This is a genomic window from Polyangium mundeleinium, assembly GCF_028369105.1.
GTDB classification, from domain to species: domain Bacteria; phylum Myxococcota_A; class Polyangia; order Polyangiales; family Polyangiaceae; genus Polyangium; species Polyangium mundeleinium.
This window is the reverse complement of sequence record NZ_JAQNDO010000001.1, coordinates 10,355,158-10,381,044: the sequence shown is the minus strand read 5'-3', so window position 1 is coordinate 10,381,044 and position 25,887 is coordinate 10,355,158. Positions and strand designations below refer to the sequence as shown.

Below are 25,887 nucleotides of genomic sequence, written 5' to 3'. Positions count from 1 at the left end.
ACCCCGGGCGACGACACGACCCCCCCGGGCGACGAGGAACCCATGGCCTGCGTCCCCTTCGCGCAGGTCTCCTGCTACACGGGGCCCGCGGACACCGAGGGCGTGGGCGTCTGCGCGAGCGGCCTTCAACCCTGCGATGAGCGCGGGCAACCTGTCGGCGCGTGTATCGGGCAGACAACCCCCATGGCCGAGCAGTGCGACACCGAGGGCCGTGACGAGGACTGCGACGGCCAGATCAACGAACCTGACGCCCACTGTTGCGGCGACGGCGTCCTCGCCTTCGGCGAGACGTGCGACGACGGCAATGCTGATCCGACGGACGCCTGCACCCCGCTCTGCATGCCGCCCTTCTGCGGCGACGGCTTCGTTCAGGGGGCGCTCGGAGAGCAGTGCGATGGCGGCCCCTTGTGTTCGCCCTGGTGCAGGCACCGGAAGATCGTGAGTGCTGCAAGCAACAACATCACGTGCGCGGTTCTACCCGACGGCAAAGCCCGGTGCTGGGGTAGCGCATCGGGCGGTGGGCTTGGCAGCGAGGATAATTATGAAAGCCTGGGCGATGAGTTCGGCGAGATGGGTCATAAGTTGCGCGCTGTCAAGCTCGGGGAGGGGGCACGGGTCGTCGAGGTAGGGAATGGCAACGGGTACGGATGCGCGTTGCTCGACGATGGGCGTATCAAATGCTGGGGGAACAACACAATGGGGTGCCTGGGCCTTGGTCACGGCAAATCCGTGGGCGGCAAGCCGGGCGAGATGGGCGACGAACTTCCCCCCGTCGATCTCGGTACGGGTGCGAAGGCGATCTCCATCGCGGTGGGATTCACGCACAACTGCGCGCTGCTCGCGGATGGCCGCGTCAAATGCTGGGGTGAGAACACCGCCGGCGCGCTCGGGCTGGGCGACTGGGAAGCCCGGGGAGACGATCCAGGCGAGATGGGCGACGCGTTACCAGCCGTCGACCTGGGGGCCGACGTGAAGGTCCTCACGATAACGGTGGGCAAATACCATAGCTGCGTCCTGCTCATGGATGGGCGCGTGAAATGCTGGGGCAGCGGTTCGCACGGCCAGCTCGGGACTGGGGACATGGAGGCTCGGGGGGATGACCCTGGCGAAATGGGAGACGCGGTGCCTGCCATCGACCTCGGGACCCACGTGAAGGCTACGGCGCTCGCCTCCGCGGGCGCCCACAGTTGCGCGTTGCTGGACGACGGCCGTGTGAAATGCTGGGGCGGCAACTACGACGGAGCGCTCGGGCTGGGCGACTTGCTCGACCGGGGAGATGAACCGGGCGAGATGGGTGATGCGCTGCCGGCGGTCGACCTCGGAGCGGGCGCGAAGGCGACTGCCATCGCCGCAGGTGGAGCAAACAGTTGCGCTGTCCTCGACGACGGGCGCGTCAAATGCTGGGGCTACAATGGGCATGGCAAGCTCGGCCTCGGGGACACGAAGGCCCGAGGAGATGGCCCGGGCGAGATGGGCGACAACCTGCCTCCTGTGGACCTCGGTACGGGCGCGGTGGCGGTCACCATCGTGCCGGGCCTCTATCACGCCTGCGTGATCCTCCAGGAAGGTCGCATCAAGTGCTGGGGATCGAACGGGTTCGGAGCGCTCGGGCTGGGCGACATCGAAAGCCGCGGCGACGAGCCCGGCGAGATGGGGGACGCGCTTCCGTTGGTGAATCTGGGGGCGAGTTCATGGTGAGGTCAGGGCCGCACCCGCTGCGCACCCTCGTATCATGAGCCCCTCCGCACGACATCAAACCAGCGCTGCCTTTCAGGCTTGAGCGCATCCTCAACCTGGCCAATCACTTCGTCGCGCACGTCGGCGAGCGCAATCGAGATTTCTACGTTCACTTCATCCGTAGCCTCATCCCACAGGACAAGGAATGTATCGCGGTCGGTGTTGACCAGCGATCTCAAATAGGCTGTCAGCGACTCCCATTGGGCCGACGCCGACCGGATCGATGCGGTCTCGGCTTCGGTAAGTGATACAAGCACGAAAACTCGTTGCCTGCTCACTTGATTCCAGCTCAGCAGGGACACCAGAAACATGCCTGGATGCCAGGACGTGCGCGCGATGGCCAGGACGATGCCATCATACCAGTCCATGATCTCGATCGAACGAATTTGGCGTGACATTATTGCCTCACCTGGAAGATCTCGTTGAACAACCTCGCAACCTCTGCGGTTACGGGTTTCGGCAAGTGGACAGTATGATGGGCAGGGTTTCTACCGGTTTGCTGCACCTCGAAGTGCTTTGTGACCTCTGCATAGGGCGCAGACCTGTGGGCGCGGTCCGAACCCGACAAACGAGAAACCAACTTGGTGGATACCCCATGGGGGAATCCGTGTGCCTCGGCTTTTGCGGCGCCAGCAGCGAGCGCCTCAGCGGATTCAGCCTCCGCACCAAAACGGACGAGGATGCCGCCTTGGCCGCTGCCGGTGCTAGCTCCGCCGCGAGCCACTGCCCCCTCCGCAGCCGCAAGCTTCCCGCTCACGATGGCCGTAACCACCATGGCCCCGACCCCGAACGCACGGGCACCGACTGCTTGGTAATCCTTGTCCTCCACCGCCAGGACCGATCCTGTCACGCCTACGCCCAAGTGGTAGAGCGGGTTCAGCACGTTCAAGTAGCCCGCCACGGCGCCCATGACGCCATCCGCCCTGTACCCCTCGCGCGCCTCGTGTATACCCGCCGTCCAGAGCTTGAGCAACTGATACCCGGAATTGAGAAAGAGCCCTCCCGGCATGGCCGTCACCACAGCCGTGATTGCGCCTTCTACAACGCTCTCCCCGTACGCACCGACCGCGCCGCGCAGGAAGCTCACCGCAATGTCCCAGCCGCTCTGCGGTCCCCGCTCTGGCAGCGGTGGTGGCGCCGGCTCGAACCGCGCCGTGTTGCCCCAAGTTCCAACGTCTGTCGGCCATACGATGCCGTAGCCTGCGGGGAGTTCCCAACCGTCATCGTTCGAAACCGGCTTGGGCGCGACGGGAGGGGCTTCGCCAATGACGAGGATTTCCTCCGGCGAAAACGGTTCGGGGAGTGGCTGCCCCGGCGTTGTCTGCTCGAAACCGGACGGATCCACATATGCGAGCGGGTTGTTCAACACGTATGCATACGGGTTCCAGTTCTGTCCATCGAGTGGACGCGATACGATGGGATCCATCGTCAAGAACCGCCCGAACGTCGGATCGTAGACGCGTCCGCGCATGTGGACGAGCCCCAGCTCGTCGTCGGCCTCGTGCCCCGTGAAGCCGATCGTCGTGCTCGCCGAGGGGGACCACGGACCAGAGGCTCCCCACGCGGGGTTCCTTCGCGCTCCAAACGGATCGTAGCTGCGTCGCTCGTGCTGGCTGCCCGCGCCGTTCGTGACGACATCGATGGAGCCGAGGTTGTCGACATGCAGGTACAGGGTGCTCGTCGATCCCGCCGAGCGCGTGACCACCGCCACGGGACGCTCGCTCGACGAGATGTAGTACCTGTGCTCGACGAGCTGGCTGTCGAGGTGTGTCACGCGCTCGTACAGGCCGCCCAGGTACACGGTCACGGTCGTGGGCGTCGTCTTCCGGATCCGCGCCCCGTCTCCGCTATAATCGAGCGTGACTGCTCCGCCGGCCAGCGTGAAGCGTTTGGGCTGATCGAAGGGCGTGTACTCGATCGTCGCGCCGGGGCGTCCGATCTGGTTCCCCACCGCGTCATGGTAGAACTGCGCAGCGCCTACCTTATCAACGACATGGGGGCGCGACATGTACTCGTACTGCCCCAGCCCCGGTGCCACGAGGAGGTTGCCGTTGTCCAGGTACTCCCACTTGCGCTGGCACGGGTCACCGAGGGCATCGAAGCTCGCGCACTCGAGCCTATCGAGTGCGTCATACGAGAATGTCTCCGTCTTCGACGGTATCTGGACGTAGTCGCTTCGCGTCTCCAGGTTCAGCTTGTCATCGTAAGTGTACCAGAGATGTTGCAGCGTCGTCGTGCCGCTTTGCGTGAAAATGCTCTCGACACGATTCTTGTCCGCGAAGTAGGTACGGGTTGTGGTGGCGTCGTTGCCGAACTTCTCGCCCGTGATCCGGCCAGCGCCGTCCGTTGCCGTCAGGGTCCAGTACGCATCCGCGGCAGGGGTTGCGGGATCTCGCACTGCAAGGAGATGTCCAGCGGCATCGTAGTCGCGAGCGACGACGAACGGGGCCTCACCCGGGGCCTGCGTGGTGGTCGTCGCAAGCCTTCCATATTGCGGATCGTAGGCAAAGCTTACATCGAATGCCTCGTTGTCGATTGCGAGCCCCATGTTTGCGACCCGACCGAGCGCGTCGTAGCGGAATCGCTCGATGTGCCCCGCAGGACTCGTCACACTGGCGATCTTCCCGACCCCCTTCCCTTGTGCCGTGTCCCACACCCAATACGTGTTCTCAACCGGCGTGCCGGGGGTCGTCGTGTTGGTGTCACTGCGCTGCTTCACGCGACCGAGCCGATCGCGCGACAAGGTCATTTTTCTGCCGAGAGCGTCCTGGCTCCACCGCAGGTCGCCAAAACCGGAGTAATGCAGTTCGGTCACGCCCCGATCGGGATCATTCGCGACGCGCACTCGGCCGTAGGCATCGTGCTCGGTGACCGTCTCCGCCTCGCCCGGATCCTTGACGCGCCACAACACGCCAAAGGGCCCGTACGTGTAGGTCGTGTCCATCCCGTGCGCGTCCGTGATCGTCGCTGGTCTGCCGAGCGAATCGAGGGTCGTGACGGTCTCGTGGGAGCGAGGATCTTCGATGCGGACGGTCTCCCCTTCGTAGGTGTACGTCGTAGAGCCGTCCCAGGGCGAAACGTGATTCGTGATGCGTCCGAGCGCGTCGCGGTAGAACGATTCGTAACGTCGCTGATTTTGCGGCGCGTTCTCCGCGATCGGTACCAGGCGCCGAGCCACATGCTCGCCGTATTCGTCGTAGAGGATCTCTCGCAGGATTCGCGGCGGCGAGGGCGTGGTCGCCGTCGCCACGCCGGGTGACAACGTGCGTAGGACGCGACCGAGCGGGTCGACTTCGGTCACCTCGGTACCTGCCCCCGTGGCTGTCGTCGTGGCCTGGATGGTCCAGGGATCACCGGCGTTGCCAGAGCCGAGCCTCGCCAGCCCGACCGTCGTCTGCGTACCGTCGGGCCGCAGCTCGCGTTTCGTGCGACCGAGTCCGTCGTACGCCCACTGCGTCGTCAACGCATCAGGATCGATCGTTGCCAGGAGTCCGCCGTGTCGTGGGTCGAATTTCGTCAGCGTGAGGTGCCCTTCGGCATTGCGCTGTGCATAAGGGAAGACGCCCTCCGCCTCATAGGAGGTGCACGTCGCGCGCCGCCCCTCGAACGCATCCAGAGCGACCGTCTTGGTGATGTTGCCGAAACCATCGCGGGAGAACAATACCGAGACCTGCGTCTCCGGATCGCCCGGCGTGCCCCACGCAACGGTCTTGGTTCGCCCGGACGTATCGTAGGTGCGGGTCATGTTTCGGCACGCCGTTTGGCTGCCCACCGTGCTGCAATGCTCCTGGGCCTCGAGGAGCCCAATTTGCCAGTTGGCCGTGTCGTTGCTGAACGTACGGGCGACGCGTTCGATCGTGTCTGCACCCGCAGCGGGATTCAGGAACGGGAGGTCTCTACCGATGAAGGTTGTCTCCTCGAGCGCGTTTCCGAGCAGGTCGTAGTCCGCAAGTACGTGGATCGACTCGCTCAGACGCGTAGCCGAGGTGTAGCCAGAATATGCATCACGCACGAATGGCTCGACGCCATCGAAGAACGCAATCGGATTATGATAGATGTCCTCCTCGCGGCGCTCCCTCCGGTAGACGGGAATCGTGAAGTAGCTCGAGCCTCCCGAGGTCGGGACCACCTGGTACATGATCGAGGTGAACCCGAGCTCGATCGGCTGCGTGATGGGCGCTGGCCAGGGGAGGTTCCAGCGCAGGAGGCGCACCGGCCGCCCCGCGAATGGATATACATTCAGGGTCGGGTCGAAGGTGACATTGTCGTAGACCTCGATCGTCCCGCCGCCCTTGTCGAGGTCGTCGAGGATGCGCTCACCGAACCCCAGGAAGCCGCGGCCGAGCCGATGCCAGCGGCCGTCGCGATAACGAACACGGAAATGGCGTGGTTTTTCTGCGCCCGTGAACACGGCGTAGGAGGAGACCACGCGCCGCGGTCCGACAATGCAGCGCATTGGATATGCGCACCCATTCGCCGTATCGTAACGCGATACATAGGTGTGCCTGTCTTGCAGTCCGGGCGGTGCGTCCTCGGTGATGCTCGTGTCGATTAGCGTCGTGTACTGAATCGAGACATTGGGCAGCGAGCCAGCATGACCTTCCTTGAGCGGATTCATGCCGTCGCGCACGGCGAGGAGCGTGTCAGGTTGCGACGCAAGGTTGCGGTGGACGTGGAAGAATCCGTTGTGCGGCAGGAGTACATCGTGCGCGCCGTCTCCGTCGGCGTCGATGACACGTGGGCCGCGCGGATCAGCGATGGTGATGCCAGCCTGCGTCATGGCCGCATCGAAGGGGATGGTCGTGTCCTCGATCTCGAACTGTCCGTCGCCGAGAGACCGGAGAACCACCCAGGAGGGCAGGTTGCCCGCGGCGAGCTTCATCGGCAGGAGCAAATCCTGCATCCCATCACCATCCCAATCGATCGGCGCGCCGAGTTTCGCGTGCTCGTCCGCGTCGAGTACGGGAGGCGTCAAGGTATCGATGGATCCGCTGAACCCATTCCCCGTATTCAGAAACGTTCGGAGCTGCCGGTCGTTCCAGCCCGTCTCGATGGCGTCTGGCAGACCGTCGCCGTTTACATCCAGCCAGTAGACTCCACCCGGTGAGGCAACGAGCTCAAGCGTGATCTCTTCGAGAGGGCTCGATGGCGCGCGGTAGCCGAGGGCAATGTACTTATTTGTGTAGTGTGGGAACCCGTTCATATCGAGAAAGTGATCCCGCACAACAAGTTCGGCACGACCATCTGCGTCCACGTCCACCGGGTAGAGCTCCCGATTGCAGGGGTGGACATCGAGCGGTAGCTGAATGGGTGCCGTCGAGAACCCAGGGCCGTCAGCAGTCCATAGATGGAGTGCCCACTTGTTTTTTAGTAAAGGTATCTCTTCAATGCAATTGATCAGATCGGGCATCCCGTCGCCGTTCACGTCGGCGAGATGCGCCGAGCCGTGGCCTTGGGGGGAGTTCACCCAGAGCCCGTAATGTCGCGCGATGCTTGTATCCACGTCCACGAACGTGCCATTCGGTTGCGTCAGCAGGACGTGCCAGGTCGTACGAGAGGCGTAGGGATCATGGAGGAAGATGTCCATGCGCCCATCGTGATTGTAATCGAGCGGCGTCCCGAGCTCCGGCTGGAGGGGTTTATCTTCGGGGGCGTTGGGAGGCCTCGCGCGCTGCGCGCCGAGCGTGAGCGTATCGAACGGTTGCGTGGCCGTGGGGCCGAGGTTCGCCGCGACCATGAAATTTGAGCGTGGCTGCGCACCGCCCACCTCGGGCGCATCAACGAGCACGAGGTCATCGAGACCATCCCCGGTCACGTCCATCGGCATGACCGAGCCGAACGGCGATTCCGGCGTCTCGATTTGCGTGGAAGTGGAAGGCGTCTGAAAGCCGCGGGGCGGCGCGCTCCAGGTGAACTTCGTCTCGGGCTTGCAGACCGGAAGCATGTCCGCTGTGCACTCTTCCACACTCGAAAGACGCTTGCGGCCCGTGTTCGTGCTCGTCTCGTATTCCAGGTGGTACCAGCGCGCTGGCTGATTTCCGGGACCAAGAGTCCGGATGCCCCACAAAAGGAACGCGCTTTTCAGCACGATGCCGCGTGTAAAGAACGTCCTTGTCGCGGTCGCAGGCTTATCGACGTAGTCGAAGATGATGGCTCGCGACGGAGGCGTGTTCGAGGGAGAATGGCCGGTATACCGAATCTCCTTCGGAACGAGCTCGGCCGTGTAGCGTTGGCTGCCCGCAGACTCGTTCCGCGGCAGATACTCGTACTCGATGAAATTCCCGCTCCGATCGGTGGTCTTCGTCATCCACCAGGCACGGACGGTGCCATCGGGAATGACGGCGCGCCCGTTCTCCGCGGTCCCTCCGTATTCGAGGGTCAGCCCCTCCTTGGTGAAGACACGGAAGGTCTGGGGACCGAGTGTCTCATCCCAGCCGCTGGGGAAATAGGCGAGGACCTTGACGAAGGAGTCGGGCAGGGTCCGGAACTCGTGAACGCCAGCCGATTGGCCGACGAGGACGAGGCGCCTTCCATCGAGGCAAAGCGCGTCGTCCGTGTCGTACATGACCGGTCGAATTGCCCCGTCCTGCGCCACGGTTTGCGGGCAGCGCGTGATGACGGAGAAGCCCGTGAGCGAGAAGCCCACACCCAGCGGGCCATCGCCGGCCGAGCTGTCATAAGCGATTGAATGCTTGGGCTGCAAACCTGCACGCCCCGGCGGAACGACGAGCGGCATGGTGTAGTGCGCCTCGCCCGTGGGGGTGACGGAGAATGATCCTGGCATGGTGCCAGCAGGTGTCGTCTCCGAACCGCTCAGGTCCGGCGGGAATGAAGAGGCGACATCACTTGGCGCAGGCGGACATGTGGGATCCTGTGACGGTCCAGGTTCTTCGCCGGGCGGGTTTTCGCCATCTACGGCCTGCTTCGCCTCGCCTATCTCGGTTCTCGGCAGATCCGAGCAAGCACCTCCTGCGAGGACGCAGATAATGAAGAGGAGGAGCGGGATCAGGGCGTGAAATGCCGGGCGGCGGACGGATTCCTTGACCGGAGCGTAGGTAGCGACGCGCTTCCTGGCAACCAAGCTGGACCACATGGGGGCGGCAGCTACCAGACGGTTCACGTCACCGTCAAGCACCTGATCGAAATACGACACACTTCTCTACGGACTGGATGCTTCGATGTGCCGTTGCCACGTGTTCCCGCTTGCCAGGCCAGACAGGGGCGTCGTACGCTCCGCTTGGTATGCGACGTCTCCGTCTTCTCAACCTTCCGGACCTGAAGCTCGGCCTCGACGACCTCCTCACCCAGCGTCTCCCGGCGCTCACCCTCTCGCCTCTTGGCAAGAGCTACGCCTCCTCCCTTACCCTCAAGAAGAAGCTCGTCGATGATCTCCCGCCCGCCCTGACTGGGGGGCGTCCGCTCGCCGAGGAGCTCGACGATACCGACAGGGAGCACGATGGCTTCGGCGCCGCCATTTACTTCACGACCGAGGTCTATCTCCGTCTGCCCGGCGTGGATCCGGCTCTCGTGGTCGCGGCCAAGCGCATTCGCGCCGCGTTCATTCCCGAGCTCGAGTCGCTCCGCGACAGCTATGCCGACGAGGCCGCCGCCGCGGTCCAGCGCAAGAATAAATTGATCGAGCTCGAAGCCGATCTGAAGCTCTTCCCTATAGCCAAGGGCGGCACGCTCCACGATTGGGCCACCGCCTACGTCGCCGCAGGCGAACACCTCTCGTCGCTCCTCAGCAAGCGGGCCGACGCCACGACGGATGGGCGCAAGCACGCCGCGAAGCTTCGGTCGGAGACCGTTGCATTGCTCAACCGCGTGCGGAGTGCCATCGCGGACGACGTGGAGACGTTGCCCGATCTACCGCGGGATCTGGACGCGCAGATCTTCGGTTACCTCGACGAGCTGGAGCAACGGCGCGAGGACGCGAATCGCGCGGCGAAGGCGGCGAAGGAAAAAAAGGACGCGGAGCCCAAGCAGAGCTGAGCGGCACGCGTCACGATGGGGCAGACGATCGCGGCCGCTGGCTCGCTCTAGCCCAGAGAGCCCCCGAGGCCTTGCCCCGCTCCCGTCCGAACCCCCATGTTCCTCTGAGCCCCATGAGCGAAACCGACATCGCCCCCCTGCGCCGCGCCCTCGCCGAAGGCGCGCTCCTCCTTCGTGCCCCCGAGCTCGGGACGCTCTCGATTCGCGGCAAGGACCGGCAAACCTGGCTGAACGGCATGATCACCTGCGACCTCGCGCCGCTGAAGGCGGGTCAGGGCGCCTACGGGTTCGCCGTCGCCAAGACCGGGAAGATCCTCGCGGAGCTGCGGATCCTGATCGACGACGACCGCATCCTCGTGGGCGCGCCGCGGGATCGGATCGCGCTGCTCGTGGAGCACTTCGATCACTACGTGATCATGGAGGACGTCGAGCTCGAAGACGAAAGCGCGAAGGTCGCCTGGGCCGTCGCGCATGGCCCCGGGGCGAAGGATCTCGCCTCGCTCGCGCGCGCCTACGGCGCGATCGCCGCGGCTTCCGCGGACACGTCGGGCAAAGGCGGGGCGCTCTTCGCGTTCGAGCCGGCCACGGTGGATGTCGCGCTCGAACGCTTGGAGCGCAAAGGATCGGCGCCCGCGCGGCTCGTGGAGGAAGCGGCGTGGGAGGCGCTCCGCGTGGAGATCGGCCTCGGGCGCTGGGGCAAGGATTTTTCCGAGGAGAACTACCCGCAGGAGGCCTCGCTGGAGCCGCTCGCGGTCTCGTTCCAGAAGGGCTGCTACCTCGGGCAGGAAGCCGTTTTCATGCTGCAGATGCGCGGGCACGTGAAGAAGAAGCTCGTGCCGATCTCGATCGAGGGCGACGCCGAGGTGGCTGCGTCCGCGGAGATCACGGATGCCACCGGCAAGGTGATCGGGGCCGTGACGAGCGTGGCGAAGGGGCCCGAGGCGGGTCGTGTCCTCGCGCTCGGGTACGTGAAGTACAAGCACGCGACGAAAGGCACGGCGATCTCGGTGTCGGGGCGGCCGGCCGTCGTTTCCTGAGCGATCCGCCAAAAAAAGCGGCGCGCGGATCGAGATCCGCGCGCCGCAAAGACGCGCCGGCCCTTCTCGGGATGGGATCAGGGGAAGATGTCGCGCTCGCCGTAGGCCGCGGCAATGCGCTGGAGCGCGACGGCATAGGCCGCGACGCGCATCGAGCACTTCTTCTGGCGCGCGAGCTCGACGACCTCGCGGTAGGCGCGCTGCATTGCCTTCTCCAGGCGCTCGTCGACCTCTTCGAGCGTCCAGTGCTCGGAGCGCTTGTTCTGCACCCACTCGTAGTAGCTGACGGTCACGCCGCCGGCGTTCGCGAGCACGTCGGGCAGGATGTCGATGCCGCGATCGATCAGGATCCGCTCGCCCTCGGGCGAGCAGGGGCCGTTCGCGCCCTCGGCCACGAGCCGCACCTGGAGCGACTTCGCCTCCTCGATGCCGATCTGGTTCTCCAGCGCGGCGGGAATGAAGATGTCCGCCTTGATCTTGAAGAACTCCTCGCGGCTGATGGTCCTGCCGCCCGGATACCCCGCGATCGAGCGGTTCTTCTTGACGTAGTCCTGGAGCTTGTGGGGGTTGAAGCCCTCGGGGTTGTAGAGGTAACCCGTGTGATCACCGACCGCGATCGTCGAGGCGCCGAGCCGCGACAGGATGAGCGAGGTGAACGAGCCGACGTTGCCGAAGCCCTGCACGATGAGCGTCGCGCCGCCGAGCTGGAAGTCGCGCTCCTCCGCCCACTCCTGGATGCAGTAGACGACGCCCTGCCCCGTGGCCTTCTCGCGCCCGAGCGTGCCGCCGACGGCGACCGGCTTGCCCGTCACGACGCCCTTGACCGACTGGCGGAAGAGGCTGCCGACGGTGTTCATGTACGTGTCCATGGCCCACGCCATGGCCTTCGCGTCCGTGCCGACGTCCGGCGCCGGGATGTCCGTATCCGGGCCGATGTTCGAGCCGAGCGCGTGGAAGAACCGACGCGTGATCCGCTGGAGCTCGTCGCGCGAGACCTTGTTCGGGTCGAACTTGACGCCGCCCTTGCCGCCGCCGAGCGGCAGGTTCATCAGCGCGCACTTCCAGGTCATCATCGCCGCGAGCGCCTTCACGTCGTCGAGCGAGACGCCCTCGTGATAACGAATGCCGCCCTTGTACGGGCCGAGCAGGTTATTGTGCTGGACCCGGTAGCCCTTGAAGAGCCGGATCGAGCCGTCATCCATCTTCACGGGGAAGTTGATGATGATCTCGTTCTTCGGCTGGCTGAGGATCGTCTGGATGTACTCGGGCAAATCGATGACGCGGGCGGCCTCGTCCAGATAGCCCTGTACGACCTTGAAGAACTCGTACTTGTGGTGCTTCTCGACAGAGGCGGGCGGCACGCTCAAGGACCCGGCTGTGCTCACCGTCTGTTGGTTATCCATGGGTGGCCGTTCTAGTCCGTGCCAAAGCCCAAATCCATTTTTTGTTTCGCGGTCCCGCGCGCGCGCTGCGCGTCATTCGTCGATGACGCGCGTCGTCGAGCATTTTGCGAAAAAATTGCCATTTGTGCGGTGCAACATCATGCCCGCGCGACGGCGCGCGTCATTGGGTGGTCACTCGATCGATCAAGGTCGAGGCCAGAAGAAGAGGACGTAGATGTATGTAAACGTCCCCGTCACCATCAACGCATCGACACGATCGAGGATGCCGCCGTGGCCGGGGACGATGCCGCCCGAGTCCTTGACCCCGGCCGATCGCTTGATCATCGACTCCGCGAGATCCCCCGCCTGGCCGAGCGCGCCCGCCACGAGGCCGAGCACGATCGCGTGGTTTAAAGGCAAACTCTTCAAGTAGAGATAGTGCCCCGCGAGGGCCCCGACGACGGCCGCCACGAGCCCGCCGACCGCGCCCTCGATCGTCTTCTTGGGGCTGACCGCCTCATAGAGCTTGTGTTTGCCCAGGAACCGGCCCGCAAAGTACGCGCCGGTGTCGCTGAACCACGAGAGCGCGAGCGCGAGCACCACGAATCCCGGTCCAGAATCGCCAGCATCGCGCCGGAGCATCGCGAGCGAGCCGAGCCCACCCCCGAGCCAGAGCGGGCCGAACCCCATCGCCGTCGCGCGCAGCGCCGCGGTCTCGATCGAGCCGAGCCGCACGAGCGTGATGAAGAGCGCGATCGTCGGCAGCAGGAAGACGAGCGTCACGAGCACGCGCGCGTCCGTGCCGAAGAGCCAGAGCACCGCCATCACGCCGAGCGTGACGCCGATGCCGAGGTACCGCGACACGGCATCGAGCGGATGCGTCATGCCGAAGAATTCGATCGCGCCGACGAGGAGCGCGACCGCGAGGAAGAGCGCCCAGCCCCACGGAGGGCCGAGGTAGAGCAGCGCAAGGATGGCAGGGATGCCGACCAGCGCCGAGAGGAGGCGCGTCGCGAGATTGCTACGGGCAGCCAAGGTCAAACCCTCATCGCCCCGCCATCGAGGGGCGAAGCCGTGCGCGGAGACGTAGCATGCGAAAGGACACGACCGAAGCGCCTCTCGCGACGCTGGTAGCTGGCGAGCGCCTCGAAGAGGTCTTCTTCCTTGAAGTCGGGCCAGAGGACGTCGGTGAAGGCGAGCTCGGCGTAGGCCGCGCCGAAGAGCAGGAAGTTCGAGATCCGATGCTCGCCGCCCGTGCGGATGATGAGGTCCGGCTCGCCGACGCCGAGGCTCGGCAGGCGCGAGGCGATCGCCCGGGTGTCGATCGTCGTCGGGTCGAGTTTGCCCTCACGCGCCTCGGTCGCGAGGTCCCGCGCCGCCCGCGCGATCTCCTCCTGCCCGCCATAGGAGAGCGCCAGCGCGAGCGTCATCTTGCAGTTGTCCCCCGAGGCCACGCGCAGCGGATCGAGCGCCTCCCGCACGAACGGCGGCAGCCGCTCGAGGTCGCCGATCGCCACGAGCCGGATCTCGTTGTCGAGGATCTCGTTCCGCTCCGTGACCAGAAACTCCCGCAAAAGCCCCATCAGCGCGTCCACTTCACCGCTCGGCCGCGCCCAGTTCTGCTCGCTGAACGCATAAAGCGTCAGCGCGGTCAGCCCGAGCCGCCGCGCCGCCCGGACCACCCTGCGCACCGCCGCGCTGCCAGCCTTGTGGCCAGCCTCACGAGGTTCGCCGCGCAATTCGGCCCAGCGGCCGTTGCCGTCCATGATGATCCCGACGTGGTGTGGCAGGTTGCTCGCGTCTACGTACGTCATCACTGTCTCGAACGCCCGAGAGGCGCCGCGCAGTTTCCCCTGTTGACTACCGACTGTCGACTGTTGAGTCTCCCGCCATGAGCATCGGCCTAGGTTTGACCGTCACGCTTCGCGTCCGTATCGGAGCCCACGACGCCCACTACGCGGGCGAGCTCGTCGATGGGGCCCGGATCCTCGGCCTCTTCGGTGATGTCGCGACGGAGCTGCTCATCCGTCTCGACGGCGACGAGGGCCTCTTCCGCGCCTACGAGGCCGTCGAGTTCCTCGCGCCCGTCCGTGCCGGCGACTACATCGAGGCGACCGGCGTCATCACGAAGGTCGGCAACACGTCACGCACGATGGCGTTCGAAGCACGCAAGGTCGTCGCGAACGTGCGTGATCCCGCGCTCTCGCCCTCCGCGGCGGACGCGTTCGCGGAGCCCGTCGTGGTCTGCCGCGCGATCGGCACGTGCGTGGTGCCGAAGGATCTGCAGCGCCGTCCGCGCCTCGTGCTCCCCGCGCTCTCGTCGCCCGGCCCCGAGCTCGTGGCCAAGCTGCCCGAGCCACGCCCGATCATCACGCCGCCGCCGCACGTGATCGTCACGCCGCCCGAGTCGCCGCTCGTGCTCACGGCCGCGATCGTGGGCGCCGAGGTGACGCGCGCGCACACGCCCCACCTGCCGATCACCGCGCAGGAGCTCGCCGACGAGGCCGCTCGTTGCCGCGACGCAGGCGCCGCCGTGATCCACCTGCACGTGCGCAACGCCGACGGCACGCCCTCGCAGTCGACCGAGCTCTTCGGCGAGGCGATCAGCCGCATCCGCGAGAAGACGGACGTCATCATCCAGACCTCGACCGGCGGCGCTGTCGGCATGAGCGTGGAGGAGCGGCTCGGCCCGCTCGCGTGCAAGCCCGAGATGGCCACGCTGAACTGCGGCACGATCAACTTCGGCGACGACATCTTCGTGAACACGCGGCCCGACATCCGCGCGATCGCGCGCCGCATCCGCGAGGCCGGGAGCATCGCGGAGCTCGAGTGTTACGAGGTCGGCCACATCCACGAGGCGCTTGCGCTGCTGAAGGAGGGCCTCCTCGGCGCGCCGCTGCACTTCCAGTTCGTCCTCGGCGTGCCCGGTGCCATCATGCCGAGCGAGGAAGTCGTGCTCTTCATGCGTTCGCAGATCCCCGCCGGCGCGAGCTGGGCCGTCGCCGCGGTCGGTCGCTACCAGAAGCCCATGACCGAGCTCGCGATCAAGCTCGGTGGCCACGCGCGCGTCGGCCTCGAAGACAACATCTACCTGGAGAAGGGCGTCCTCTCCGAGGGCAGCGCGCCGCTCGTCGCGCGCGCCGCCGCCTACGCGAGGAGCCTCGGCCGCGAGATCGTCGACCCCGATCGCGCCCGCGTGCTCCTCGGCATCCCCACGACCGCCGCGTGATCGTGCTGCGATCCCAACACATCCCCGCCCGGAAGCCATGACGTCGCCGCGAGGCACCTTTCTCGATACCCTCGCGGCGCACGCGCGCTCGCGTGGACCGTTCGTCCTCGGAATCGCGCTCGTCGCGCTCGTGATCCGCATCGCGACGAGCCCCGCCCCTCCCGCGCGCAGCGTCGAGGCCATCGCGGCCATGCTCGGCGCCTCCGTGGGCGGCTCCGTGCGGCCCGAGGACTTTGTGTGGGAAGAGCGCGGCGGTCTGGTGCACGACGCCATGATCGGCCGTCGTGTGCTGTTCCTGGCCGCTCGTTCGAGAGGCCCGGATGCTACGCCCACGAACGATCTCTACCGCGCGGAGGTACGTATCTCGCGTGGCGGTCGGCCGGTCGCCGTGCGCAGGGTCGTCAACCTGACGAACACGCCGCTCGGGCACGAGCATGACCTCGCGGCCCACGGTCGCTGGGCCGCCTACGCCACGAGCGCGGACGGCCTCGTCCAGGGGATCACGATCCTCGATCTCGCGGGCGACGCAGCCGCGCAAGCCGCGCGCACCCGGAGCGAGCGCCTGCGCGCCGCCGTGGAGAACTGGCTCTCCGAGGGCGCGCTGCGTGGCATCGGGGAGATCGCGGTCCTCTTCGGCGCGCCGCCCAAGGAAGCGCGCTTCGAGCTCACGGAGGACATGCTCGTCATGGCCCTCGGTGAGGCCGCGCTTCCCGCCGCGGTGACGCTCGCCGACGCGTCGGTGAACCCCGGTCCGCGTGATGAGCACGTGCTGTCGGCGCAGCGCCTCCCGCACGACGTGACCCCGTGGTCGCGTTTCCTCGAAGAGACCACGCGCGAGGCCGTCGGGGAGGGCGCGGCCGGCCGCGTGAAGCGGATCGTCACGAGCGCCCGGACCACGGCGATCCACCTGCGAGAGGCCACCGCGTCGCCGCCGCCCGAGCTGCCCGCCGCGCCGCCCGCCGAAGCACCGTCGGACGAAGGCTTCCCGCCGCCCCGCGTGGCCACGAAGCGCGAGCGGACCCTGCCCGGCGAGGGCCTGTGGATCCCGGCGCCTGCGCCCTTGCCGATGAGCAAGCCCGAGGCGCCGCCGGCGATCTTCACGACGCTCGTCCGCCCGGATCCCGATCGTCCGCACGCCGTCGTGCACCTCGTCGTGATGGATGGCCGGCGCCTGGAGCTGCGTCCCATGCCCGGCACGCTCGCGCCGCGCACCCCCACGGGCCTGCGCGGCGACGGCCGCATCCCGGCCGCCGACGTGCCCGCGGCCGTCGCCGTGTTCGCGGGTGGTCCGCCGGCAAACGCGCCTCCGCTCGGCCTCGTCGTCGAGCGCCGCGCCTTCCTGCCGCCGCGCCCCGACACCTCCACGCTCGCCGTCGATCGCTTCGGCCGTTCCTCGATCGGCGCCTGGCCCTTCGGCGCGGACGTGCCGCCGGGGATCCGCTCCCTTCGGCAAACCGGCGCGCCGCTGGTCACGTCCGGCCATGTCGGAAAACTCTCCGAGGCCGACGCGGTCCTCGCCGATCGTTCGGCGCTCTGCGTGACCGAGGCGGGCCACCTGATCTACGGCTGGGGCGAGGCCCTGCCCGCCGAGCTCCTCGCGCGCGCGCTCGTGCTCGCCGGTTGCCGCGAGGCCCTCCCGCTCGCCACGAGCCCGGATCCCACCGGTATCGGTTTCTTCCAGCGAACGGGCGACGAGATCGGCGCGCGCACCCACGTGGCCGGCATGTCGCTCCTCCCCGAGCGCGCGCTCTCCGGCTCGCCCACCGAGCTCGTCTACGTCGTCGTGCGCAAGGCGAACCCGGACGCGCCGCTGCCCGAGGGCGTCGCGTGGGAGCCGGATCCCGGCACGCAGCCCGCGCCGCTCTGGCAACCGGGCATCTACACCGCGACGGTCTCCAAGCTCGGCGCGCAGGTGCGCCTCGCGTGGTTTGCCCCCGAGCGCTTCACCTTCCACATCCGCGCCGGCGAGAAGGAGCTCTCGCACCGCTTCGGCGGCACCTTCCCCGGCACGCTCTCTGACGCCGAGCGGCCCCACGTCCTCGCCGCCGCAGGCCTCGGCACGGGCCGCCGCAAGGGCCCGCGGGGCCTCGCGATCGACGGCTCCATCGGCATCAAGTTCGGCCCCGGCGCAGGCGTGCTCGTCGTCGGCGACGGCCCCGTGCGCATCGACAAGAGCGAGGCCTTCACGCCCACGCCCGACGCCGACGCGACCGAGCTTCCTCTCACCGCGGATGAAGGCCGCCCTCTGCCCGAGGCGCGTGTCGTCGGCTCGATGCGCCCGCGCGCGGCCTTGTGCGCGCTCGGCGACGGCGCGGTCCTCCTCGCGTCGACGACCTTCGACACCGACGAGGCCACGACCGAGGCCCTCGTGGACGTAGGCTGCGCGCGTGTCGTGGCGCTCGATCGCGGCGCGCACCTGAACGCCTTCGTCCATCGCGCCGGCGGCGAGACGGCGCCCGAGGCCCGGTACGAGCAGACGACGCTCTATGTGCTGGAGAGCCCGATGCGAGGCCGCGCGTCTGCGCTGGTGGGTCCTCCGAAAGCGAACTAGTTGTCGTCGCCCCTCTTCTCCGCTCGCGCGGGAGAGGGGAGGGGGCGCGGTCAGGCCGCGGCGCGCTGGATGAGGATCTTCAGCCGCCCGAGGGCGCGCGCGTGGAGCTGCGACACGCGCGGCTCGCTCACGCCGAGGTGCGCGCCGATGTCCTTCAGCTTCACGCCGTCGAAGTAGTGCATCCCAACAATCTGCCGCTCGCGCTCGGGGAGCTGCTCCATCGCTCGGAACAGCGCGCGGTACGACTCGCGGGCCTCCAGGGCCGCCGCCGGGTCCTCGTCCTCGGCGACGAGGTGAACCTGCTCCTCGACCGGCGTCAGGTCATGCAGGCTCACGAGGCACGTCGGCCGCGCGGCGCCCGACTCGCCTTCCCGCGCGGCCGTCACGGCGGCGCGCCGGCGCCGGCTCAGCCAGTCCTGGGCGCGCAGCTCGTCCACCACCGCGCCGCGGATGCGCATGCGCGCGTACCACTCGAACGTCTCGCCGCCGTTGCCACCGTTCCTGCGGAGCGAGTCGAGCAGCCCGAACACGCCGGCCGCGAGCAGATCGTCTCGCAGCACGTTCGCCGGCAGCCGCCGCGCCATCTGCGCGACGATCTGGTTCACGAGCGGCAGGTAGCTCTTGAGGGTCTGCGGGCACACCGGCGCCAGACTTCCCTCCTGGACGGCGCGTGCGCGCCGGGGCCGCACGTCGGACATCGGGGCCTCGGGAAGCGAGCGGCGACCGACCATGCTGGCGGGCTCTTGCGGGGCACAGGGCGACACCATGGTCGTGCACCCGCTCAGATCCGCTTGGGCGATGACGGTCACGTCTCGTTCCTGAACATCCTGACGGTGGAAGTAGGACTGCTGCATCTGTTCAGGGACCTCGTGATGTAAGCAACGTTCGTGGCACATCCTTGTGAGGTGGCAAGGAGCGGCTCGTCCCAAACGTACACTGGTCCCGTCCTCCAGAGAAGGACCGCAAACGAATCTACACCACGCATTCTGCACCAGGAAGTTCCCTTAGACTATCAGGAAAATCCCTAAGGCTCCCGACCGAAGCTGGGTCAGTTCTGACCCGCCTTCGGCGAGTTTCGAGGCGTCGGATCCTGCGTGCTGGAGTTTCCAGTTGAAGGATCAACGACTTGCGAAGGGGGGGGATGGGTATCCCCGGACCCACCTCCCTGCGCGGGGGGTGTGGGTGTCGTTTCTTTTCCTACCCCGGCGGGGGCAGGGGTCGCGCCCGAAGGCGCTTGATCCACGTCCGCCGTCGACTCGTCTGCCGATGCCTGGGCCACGGGGGAATCGTAGCGGGGGGCCTCACCGGGTCTGGAGTAGTCGATCCAGAAGGCCTTCGTGGTCCGGACGTCGAGGTGAACGAATGTGCTGTTCGGATAGTAACCTACACCAGCATTGCGGAAGGTCCGACAGAAATCGCGCAGCATCGTGTTCGGAACACCCTCGATGCTGAAATCGATCGCCCTGCCCAGGTTGTGGTTCGAGTGCTTGGTGTACTGGGTGGGAGAGTAGGGCCGGAACCCACTCGTGATGTGGATGGTACGCCCACCAAAGTGATCGCTGACCATACCGAGCAGCGTGGCGAGGCGTGGATCGATCGCGGTCTTCGACCCCGAAGGCCCGTGCCGCATCATCTTGCCGAGCCCCGTGAGCGCCGAAGGCACGAGCCGCCCGTGCTTCGTGAGGAGCTGCGTTTCAAGACGCTCGCTGCCTCGCACGAGCTTCACGAACCCCGGCCGCTTCGGCTTCATCACGAGCGGCTCGGGCTTCGCGGGCTTCGGGTCGCCCTTCTTTTTCCCCTTGCCAGCGGCGCCGCTCTCCTTCGCGTCCGCCTTCTTGCTCTCCTTGGCTGCTCGTTGCGCCGCCGCCTTCTTCGCGGCTTCCGCTTCTTTCCCCTTTTCGGGGATCACGAGCTCTTGTCCCGGCTTGAGGAGCTGCCCGGGCCGAAGCCCATTGGCCGCTCGGATCGCGTCCACCGTCGTGCGATACCGCTTGGCGATCTGGACGAGGACCTGCCCCTTGGCCACGACGTGAACGACGTCCCCCGCCTCGGCGTATACAGAGAGGAGCGCTACCGCCGCGCCGGCCATCAAGGCCACGCAGCGGAGCCGGAACGAAGATCGAGCCGGTTTCGAGGCGTTCGCGTCCATGTGTGATGTATTCAACGTTGCTCGGGGGTTCGATACGGCCACGCACCCAAGGCTGTCTTACCTTCGGTACGCGGAACCGATCGATGCGTAAAGCACTATTTTGGCCGTGGATTGGCGGGGGTGCGATGCTGGCTCGGACCCCCTCCCGGGGTTTGGCCGGCGGAGCCTCCGCGCGCCGCAGTTACGAGGACCAGGACTGATCGATGGCGGACGGAAACAACCTGGTGGGCGTCGACATCGGCTCGAGCTCCATCAAGGTGTGCCAGCTCAAGGAAGGGCGCAAAGGGCTGTCGTTGGTCCGGGCGGGCTACTGCCCCCTGCCGCCGCAGAGCATCGTCGACGGCCACGTGATGAACGCCTCGGCGATCGTCGCGGCCGTGGGCCGGGCGCTCGCGGACGCCAAGATCAAGCAACGCGAGGTCGCGCTGAGCATCAGCGGCCAGGCCGTGATCATCCGCAAGATCACCGTGCCGCTCATGACCCAGAACGAGCTCGACGAGCAGATCCAGTGGGAGGCGGAGCAGCACATCCCCTTCGACATCAAGGACGTGCACGTCGACTACGAGGTCCTGCGCCGCCGCCCCGAAGCAGGGCAGATGGATCTCCTCCTCGTCGCCGCGAAGCGTGAAGAGGTCAGCGACTACCTGGAGGTCGCACGACAAGCAAAGTTAAAACCCCTCGTCCTCGACATCGACGCCTTCACTGTCCAGAACCTCTTCGAGTACGGCCGCGGCATCCCTGCCGATCAGACGTTCGCGATCATCAACGTCGGCGCCTCGCTCACCTCGATCAACATCGTCTCGCGCGGCGCGAGCTCCTTCACGCGCGACATCCCGAACGCGGGCAACTACGTCACCGAGCAGATCCAGAAGCAGCTCGGCGTCACGTTCGAACAGGCCGAAGAGCTCAAGTGCCAGAGCGTCGCGCAGCCCTTCGGCCCCGCGGCCCAGGTGCCGCCGATCGTCGACGCCGTCTGCGACACGATCGCCGGCGAGATCCAGCGCTCGCTCGACTTCTTCCTCGCCACGAGCGGCGAGCCCGAGATGCACCGGATCTACCTCACGGGCGGCACCTCGAACCTCCCTGCGCTGCCTGCGGCGATCTCGCGGCGCTCGCGCGTGCAGGTCGAGATGCTCCAGCCGCTCGAGCGCGTGACCGTCGAGGGCAAGGACGTGAACGCCGACATGCTCCGCACCCGCGGCTCGCAGCTCTGCGTGGCCCTGGGTCTCGCCATGCGCAAAGACAAGGAGAAGCGCGCGTGATCCGGATCAACCTCCTGCCGCACAAGCGCGGCGCGGCGACGGGGGCCCCGAGCCAGCGCTGGCTGCTCGTCGTGCTCGCCGTGGTGCTGCTCGAGATCGTGGGGCTCTTCCTCTTCTACCAGTCGAAGCGCGAGGAGCTCGACGCGCAGAACCGCACGAACGCGCAGATCAAGAGCCAGATCGACGACATCAAGCGCCTCGTCGCCGACCATGACGAGATCAAGAAGGCCCTCACCGTGCTGCGCGCCCGCGAGGAGGCCATCGCGAAGCTCCAGGCGGGCCGCAGCGGGCCGACCGCGGTCTTGCTCGAGCTCGCGCAGATCATGTCGACCGGCAAGGGACCCTCGGCCGATCCGGACAAACTCGCGAAGCTCCGCAAGGACAACCCCCTCGCGGTGTTCAACCCGGCCTGGGACTCGCGCAGGCTCTGGCTCACGGCGTACCTCGAAGGGCAACGCACGGTGCGCATCGAGGGCCTCGCCCGGGACGGCAACGACGTCTACGAGCTCGCGCAGCGGCTCAAGCTCTCGCCTTACTTCTACGAGGTCACGCTCTTGCCCGGGAAGAAGGACGCGGATCAGGTCTCGAAGATCGATCTCGTGAGCTTCGCCCTCCAGCTCAAGGTGAGGTACTGATGGCCGCCAAAGCACCCGCGGCGGGAAGCTCGTCGCTCGATCGTCTGCCCCTCGCTGGCAAGATCGGCGTCGGCCTGCTCTTCCTGACCCTCGTCGGCGCGCTCTTCTTCGTCTTCGTCTACGAGGATCTCTCCAACGATCTCGCCGCCGCCAAGCAACGCGAGGGCACGCTCCGCGGCGAGCTCCGCGCGGCCGAGGCCGTGCGAGATGCCTACCAGAAGGACCGCGACGAGAAGATCCGCAGCGAGGCGCGCGCCGAGCAGACGAAGAAGATCCTGCCCGACGAGCCCGAGACGCCCGCGTTCCTCGCCTCGCTCCAGCAGACCGCCACCATCGCCGGCGTCAACCTCACGAGCTGGACGCCCGTCGACGAGGTGCCGCAAGAGTTCTTCGCCAAGGTGCCGATGAAGCTCACGCTCACCGGTCGCTACCACCAGATCGCAAAGTTCTTCCACGGCGTGGGGCAGATCGACCGCATCATCAACATGGAAGACATCCAGATGAAGCTGTCGACGAAGAACGGCACGGTGCGGCCCGATCAGCCCGTCGAGCCGGAGGTCACCGTCGAGTGCCTCGGGACCGCCTTCCGCGCGCTCCGGCTCGACGGCAAGGACGGGGCGAAGCGGAGGGGGACCGGGAAATGAAGCGCCCGCGTTCGAAGCTTGCGCTCCTCGTCGTCGCGCTCGTGCCGACCGCGCTCGCGGCTGGCTGCGAGGAAGACGAGTTCTACGTGCCGCCGCCGAGCGCGACGCCACCGCCCGGCGCCGCGCCCGACGGCGGCGCAGGCACGGACGGCGGGGCCGTGGCTGCGAACAAAGAGCAGCTCGAGCTGCCGCAGCGGGAGTTTGGCGAGGCCGACTTCACCGAGACCGAGAAGAACCGCGACCCGTTCCGCGGCTTCGCGAGCGTCTTCGCGCAGCAGGCCAAGGGCCGCACCGTGGTGCAGCGGACGGTGGTGATCGAGCGGTACGCGCTCGACGAGCTCAAGCTCTCGGGCCTCGTCACGCGCTCGCAGCCACGCGCCCTCTTCATCGACCCTGCCAACGTGGGGTGGGTCATCAAGGTCGGCGACTTCGTGGGCAAGCCCGAGATCGTGCGCACGGGCGGACCGACGGGGGTCGACGTGGCCATCAACTGGCGCGTCGACCGCATCCGCGACGGGGACGTCGTTTTTGTTCGCGAGGACCCGGCACACCCGGAAATTGCCCCGGTCACGCGAGTGGTCGCGCTCTTCCCCGAGGAAAACGCGGGCAACGAGGGCCGGCGGTAACGACGAATTAGGCCCTCTTCGCGCGGTTTGGGTAGCATCGGGCGCATGCTGACGAAACCGCGCTCCGCGATGCTCCTCGGGGCGCTCCTCTCCTTCGCCTCCGCAAGGGCATACGCCGACGCGAACACGCGGCTCGAGGTCCGGGACGTCAAGCTCGTTTCGATCGGCAAAGGCGAGGCGCGCGTCTCCGTCACGACGAGCGCGGAGCCGCGCTTCTTCGCGCGCGTCGACAGCGGCGGAAAGCGCCTCGTGATCGACGTCTCGGGTGCCGAGATCAAGGGCGCGCCCGCGGCCATCACGCAAGGCAACACGCTCGTCGGCGGCGTCCTCACGCAGACCTTCGATCAGGACGGCAAGAAGATCACGCGGGTCCTCGTGCAGCTCGCGCGCTCCGCGGAGTACCGCATCAGCGCCGCGCCGACCGGCCTCGTCGTCGACCTCGCGGCTGCCGACGTGACCGCGCCGATGCGCGCGGCCACGCCCGTGGTCACCTCGTCCGCGACGCCGAAGGCCGAGGAGCGCAAGGCCGAGCATGTCGCTTCCGGCGCGGCCGTGACGAACGTCCGCTACGACCATCAACCTGGCAAGGATCGCGTCACGGTGGAGCTCAACGAGAACGTGAAGTTCTCGCACGTGACCTCGGCGAATGGTCGTTCGATCCTCGAGCTCGAAGGCGTGCGCCTGCCCGACGCGCTCGAACGCAAGCTCGACGTGAGCGCCTTCGGCGGCACCATCACGGCGATCTCCACGTACCGGCGCAAGAGCGATGCGTCTCGTGTCGTCGTCGAGGTCGAGCCCAAGGGCGACGTGGTCGGCGTGGTCGCGCGGGAAGGCAGCACGCTCGTCCTCACGTTCGCGGACGCTGCCGCGCACCCGATGCTCAGCGGCGTCGGCGCCGACGGTGGGGCCGCGCGTCGCGTGCGTACGGTGGCGCGGGAAGAGGACGTCGCCGCGACGCCGAGCCCCTCGCGCGCGGCCGAGACCACGGTGGATGGCGAAGAGGCCGCGGGCTTCTTGCCGACGACGCTCGCGCAGCAACGCCGCTTCACGGGCCGTCGCATCGACCTCGACCTCAAGGACGCCGACATCCACAACGTCCTGCGCCTCGTCTCCGACGTCGGCCGCGTCAACATCGTCACGTCCGACGACGTGAAGGGCACCGTCACCATCCGGATGCGCAACGTCCCTTGGGATCAGGCGCTCGAGACGGTCCTCCAGGCCAAGGGCCTCGGCATGGTCCGCCAGGGCAACATGATCCGCGTCGCGCCCCAGGCCGAGCTCAACAAGGAGCGCGAGCTCGACCTCGCGCGCCGCAAGAACGAGCTCGCGCTGGCGCCGCTGGAGACACGCCTCATCCCGGTGAACTACGCCGTCGCCAAGGAGCTCCAGGCGCGTGGCAAGGACCTGCTCTCGCCGCGTGGCTCGCTCGCCGTCGACGATCGCACCAACGTCCTCGTGGCGCGTGACGTCGCGGGCAACCTCGACCAGCTCGAAGAGCTCGTGCGCGCGCTCGACACGCAGACGCCGCAGGTCCTCATCGAGGCGCGTATCGTCGAGGCGACGAGCCGCTACCTGCGCGACGTCGGCATCCAGTGGGGCGGCGATGGCACCGTCAGCCCTGCGACCGGCAACCCCACGGGCCTCGTCTTCCCCTCGCAGATCGGCATCACCGGTGGCGCGAGTGATCAGGCGACGCCCACGGGCGGCCTCTCGCCGTTCCAGAACACCGTCCAGAACCCGAACTTCGCGGTCAACTTGCCGGCCACCACGGGCACGGGCCTCGGCGGCGCGATCGGCATGACGCTCGGCTCGATCGACAACACCGTCAACCTCGCCGTGCGCCTCTCGGCGGCGGAGGCGAGTGGCCTCCTGCGGATCGTGTCGAGCCCGCGCATCCTCACGCTCGACAACCGCGAGGCGCGCATCAGCCAGGGCACGCTCATCCCGTTCTCGCAGATCAGCGCGCAGGGCGTGCAGACGACGTTCCAGGAGGCGAAGCTCCAGCTCCTCGTCAAGCCGCACGTCACGAGCGACGGCAGCGTCTCGATGCACGTCAAGATCAACCGCGACGAGCCCGACTTCAACCAGACCTCGGCCCGCGGTGATCCCACGATCTTGAAGCGCGAGGCCGAGACCGACCTGCTCATCATGGACGGCCACACCGCGGTCATCGGCGGCATCTTCACGCGCAACACAGGCCGCAACCTCGATCAGGTCCCCGTCCTCGGCGACATCCCGATCCTCGGCGTGCTCTTCCAGCGCCGAAGGTCGAGCGACAGCCGCAGCGAGCTCGTGATTTTCATCACGCCACGCATCGTCAATCGCGCGGAAGCGCTCGGAAAGTAGCGTTTGCGCGTACAGGGAGCTGCTTGCAGCGCTTGCAAGCGGCTCTTTGCGTGTACCGGGAGCCGCTTGCAACGCTTGCAAGCGGCTCTTCGTGTGTTCAGGGAGCCGGTTGCAACGCGTGCAGACGGCTCTTTGCGTGTGCAGAGAGCCGGTTGCAACGCGTGCAGGCGGCACTTTGTGTGTGCAGAGAGCCGGTTGCAACGCGTGCAGACGGGGTCCGGTACACGCAAAGTGCGGCTTGCACGCGTTGCAAGCGGGGGATGACAGGCGCGGAGCCCCGAGGGCTGCGTAGCGCTC

Annotated in this window: 17 protein-coding genes; 10 read left to right on the top strand and 7 right to left on the bottom strand. The window is 67.0% G+C overall.

Features of this window, described 5'->3' with window-relative positions; translation table 11 throughout:
* The first annotated feature begins 42 nt into the window (after positions 1–42).
* A complete protein-coding gene (locus POL67_RS40985) occupies positions 43–1,698 on the top strand; it encodes an RCC1 domain-containing protein (RefSeq protein WP_271926430.1) in 1,656 nt (551 codons plus the stop codon).
* Positions 1,699–1,730: 32 nt separating this feature from the next.
* Here the strand turns inward: POL67_RS40985 and POL67_RS40980 are convergent, their stop codons facing one another.
* Together POL67_RS40980 and POL67_RS40975 are read right to left on the bottom strand one after the other, a co-directional pair.
* Complete coding sequence (locus POL67_RS40980) at positions 1,731–2,135, bottom strand: hypothetical protein (RefSeq protein ID WP_271926429.1); 405 nt, start codon at positions 2,133–2,135, stop codon at positions 1,731–1,733.
* Entirely contained in the window at positions 2,135–8,890 is a 6,756-nt protein-coding gene (locus POL67_RS40975; RefSeq protein WP_271926428.1) for an FG-GAP-like repeat-containing protein, read from the bottom strand. The genes POL67_RS40980 and POL67_RS40975 overlap by 1 nt, the downstream gene beginning before the upstream one ends.
* 89 nt (positions 8,891–8,979) lie before the next feature.
* Here POL67_RS40975 and POL67_RS40970 point away from each other — a divergent pair, with 89 nt between their 5' ends.
* Together POL67_RS40970 and ygfZ are read left to right on the top strand one after the other, a co-directional pair.
* A complete protein-coding gene (locus POL67_RS40970) occupies positions 8,980–9,729 on the top strand; it encodes a hypothetical protein (protein ID WP_271926426.1) in 750 nt (249 codons plus the stop codon).
* A gap of 113 nt (positions 9,730–9,842) precedes the next feature.
* Positions 9,843–10,766, top strand: coding sequence for a CAF17-like 4Fe-4S cluster assembly/insertion protein YgfZ (ygfZ, locus tag POL67_RS40965; protein ID WP_271926424.1), 924 nt, complete (start codon positions 9,843–9,845; stop codon positions 10,764–10,766).
* A 77-nt stretch (positions 10,767–10,843) separates the two neighbouring features.
* Here the strand turns inward: ygfZ and POL67_RS40960 are convergent, their stop codons facing one another.
* The 3 genes from POL67_RS40960 to uppS form a co-directional block, all read right to left on the bottom strand.
* A complete protein-coding gene (locus tag POL67_RS40960) occupies positions 10,844–12,169 on the bottom strand; it encodes a Glu/Leu/Phe/Val family dehydrogenase (protein WP_271926422.1) in 1,326 nt (441 codons plus the stop codon).
* Between the two features lie 183 nt (positions 12,170–12,352).
* Positions 12,353–13,183, bottom strand: coding sequence for a phosphatidate cytidylyltransferase (locus POL67_RS40955; protein ID WP_271926420.1), 831 nt, complete (start codon positions 13,181–13,183; stop codon positions 12,353–12,355).
* A gap of 2 nt (positions 13,184–13,185) precedes the next feature.
* Positions 13,186–13,962, bottom strand: a complete 777-nt coding sequence (gene uppS / locus POL67_RS40950; RefSeq protein WP_271926418.1) for a polyprenyl diphosphate synthase — start codon at positions 13,960–13,962, stop codon at positions 13,186–13,188.
* 77 nt (positions 13,963–14,039) lie between these two features.
* Here uppS and kal/cle point away from each other — a divergent pair, with 77 nt between their 5' ends.
* Together kal/cle and POL67_RS40935 are read left to right on the top strand one after the other, a co-directional pair.
* Positions 14,040–15,377: a bifunctional 3-aminobutyryl-CoA ammonia lyase/3-keto-5-aminohexanoate cleavage enzyme gene (kal/cle, locus tag POL67_RS40940; protein ID WP_276076118.1), complete on the top strand. Its 1,338-nt coding sequence runs from the start codon at positions 14,040–14,042 to the stop codon at positions 15,375–15,377.
* Positions 15,378–15,414: 37 nt separating this feature from the next.
* Entirely contained in the window at positions 15,415–17,928 is a 2,514-nt protein-coding gene (locus tag POL67_RS40935; RefSeq protein ID WP_271926416.1) for a hypothetical protein, read from the top strand.
* Between the two features lie 50 nt (positions 17,929–17,978).
* On the opposite strand, the gene POL67_RS40930 is transcribed toward POL67_RS40935, so the two are convergent.
* Positions 17,979–18,626, bottom strand: coding sequence for a sigma-70 family RNA polymerase sigma factor (locus tag POL67_RS40930; RefSeq protein ID WP_271926415.1), 648 nt, complete (start codon positions 18,624–18,626; stop codon positions 17,979–17,981).
* Positions 18,627–18,976: 350 nt separating this feature from the next.
* Positions 18,977–20,077 carry a peptidoglycan L,D-endopeptidase MepK gene (locus tag POL67_RS40925; protein WP_271926414.1) on the bottom strand — a complete coding sequence of 367 codons (1,101 nt, stop codon included), beginning with the start codon at positions 20,075–20,077 and terminating at the stop codon, positions 18,977–18,979.
* A 203-nt stretch (positions 20,078–20,280) separates the two neighbouring features.
* On the opposite strand from POL67_RS40925, the gene pilM reads away from it, so the two are divergent.
* The 5 genes from pilM to POL67_RS40900 are packed head-to-tail and all read left to right on the top strand — an operon-like array spanning position 20,281 to position 25,590.
* Positions 20,281–21,339, top strand: coding sequence for a type IV pilus assembly protein PilM (pilM, locus tag POL67_RS40920; RefSeq protein WP_271926411.1), 1,059 nt, complete (start codon positions 20,281–20,283; stop codon positions 21,337–21,339).
* Positions 21,336–21,974 carry a PilN domain-containing protein gene (locus POL67_RS40915; protein ID WP_271926409.1) on the top strand — a complete coding sequence of 213 codons (639 nt, stop codon included), beginning with the start codon at positions 21,336–21,338 and terminating at the stop codon, positions 21,972–21,974. Before pilM ends, POL67_RS40915 begins: the two co-directional genes overlap by 4 nt.
* Entirely contained in the window at positions 21,974–22,618 is a 645-nt protein-coding gene (locus POL67_RS40910) for a type IV pilus inner membrane component PilO (RefSeq protein WP_271926407.1), read from the top strand. The genes POL67_RS40915 and POL67_RS40910 overlap by 1 nt, the downstream gene beginning before the upstream one ends.
* The gene (locus POL67_RS40905) at positions 22,615–23,244 is read left to right on the top strand and encodes a pilus assembly protein PilP (RefSeq protein WP_271926404.1); all 630 of its coding nucleotides are present in this window, start codon (positions 22,615–22,617) and stop codon (positions 23,242–23,244) included. The genes POL67_RS40910 and POL67_RS40905 overlap by 4 nt, the downstream gene beginning before the upstream one ends.
* Before the next feature lie 45 nt (positions 23,245–23,289).
* A complete protein-coding gene (locus POL67_RS40900; protein ID WP_271926401.1) occupies positions 23,290–25,590 on the top strand; it encodes a type IV pilus secretin PilQ in 2,301 nt (766 codons plus the stop codon).
* Positions 25,591–25,887 lie beyond the last annotated feature (297 nt).

Excerpts from the sequence above, each read along its gene's own strand:
- uppS (WP_271926418.1), bottom strand. The coding sequence starts at position 13,962 with ATGACGTACGTAGACGCGAGCAACCTGCCACACCACGTCGGGATCATC.
- POL67_RS40910 (WP_271926407.1), top strand. The coding sequence starts at position 21,974 with ATGGCCGCCAAAGCACCCGCGGCGGGAAGCTCGTCGCTCGATCGTCTG.
- pilM (WP_271926411.1), top strand. The coding sequence starts at position 20,281 with ATGGCGGACGGAAACAACCTGGTGGGCGTCGACATCGGCTCGAGCTCC.
- POL67_RS40970 (WP_271926426.1), top strand. The coding sequence starts at position 8,980 with ATGCGACGTCTCCGTCTTCTCAACCTTCCGGACCTGAAGCTCGGCCTC.
- POL67_RS40985 (WP_271926430.1), top strand. The coding sequence starts at position 43 with ATGGCCTGCGTCCCCTTCGCGCAGGTCTCCTGCTACACGGGGCCCGCG.
- POL67_RS40925 (WP_271926414.1), bottom strand. The coding sequence starts at position 20,077 with ATGGACGCGAACGCCTCGAAACCGGCTCGATCTTCGTTCCGGCTCCGC.
- kal/cle (WP_276076118.1), top strand. The coding sequence starts at position 14,040 with ATGAGCATCGGCCTAGGTTTGACCGTCACGCTTCGCGTCCGTATCGGA.
- POL67_RS40980 (WP_271926429.1), bottom strand. The coding sequence starts at position 2,135 with ATGTCACGCCAAATTCGTTCGATCGAGATCATGGACTGGTATGATGGC.
- POL67_RS40905 (WP_271926404.1), top strand. The coding sequence starts at position 22,615 with ATGAAGCGCCCGCGTTCGAAGCTTGCGCTCCTCGTCGTCGCGCTCGTG.
- POL67_RS40960 (WP_271926422.1), bottom strand. The coding sequence starts at position 12,169 with ATGGATAACCAACAGACGGTGAGCACAGCCGGGTCCTTGAGCGTGCCG.
- POL67_RS40935 (WP_271926416.1), top strand. The coding sequence starts at position 15,415 with ATGACGTCGCCGCGAGGCACCTTTCTCGATACCCTCGCGGCGCACGCG.
- POL67_RS40930 (WP_271926415.1), bottom strand. The coding sequence starts at position 18,626 with ATGTCCGACGTGCGGCCCCGGCGCGCACGCGCCGTCCAGGAGGGAAGT.
- POL67_RS40900 (WP_271926401.1), top strand. The coding sequence starts at position 23,290 with ATGCTGACGAAACCGCGCTCCGCGATGCTCCTCGGGGCGCTCCTCTCC.
- ygfZ (WP_271926424.1), top strand. The coding sequence starts at position 9,843 with ATGAGCGAAACCGACATCGCCCCCCTGCGCCGCGCCCTCGCCGAAGGC.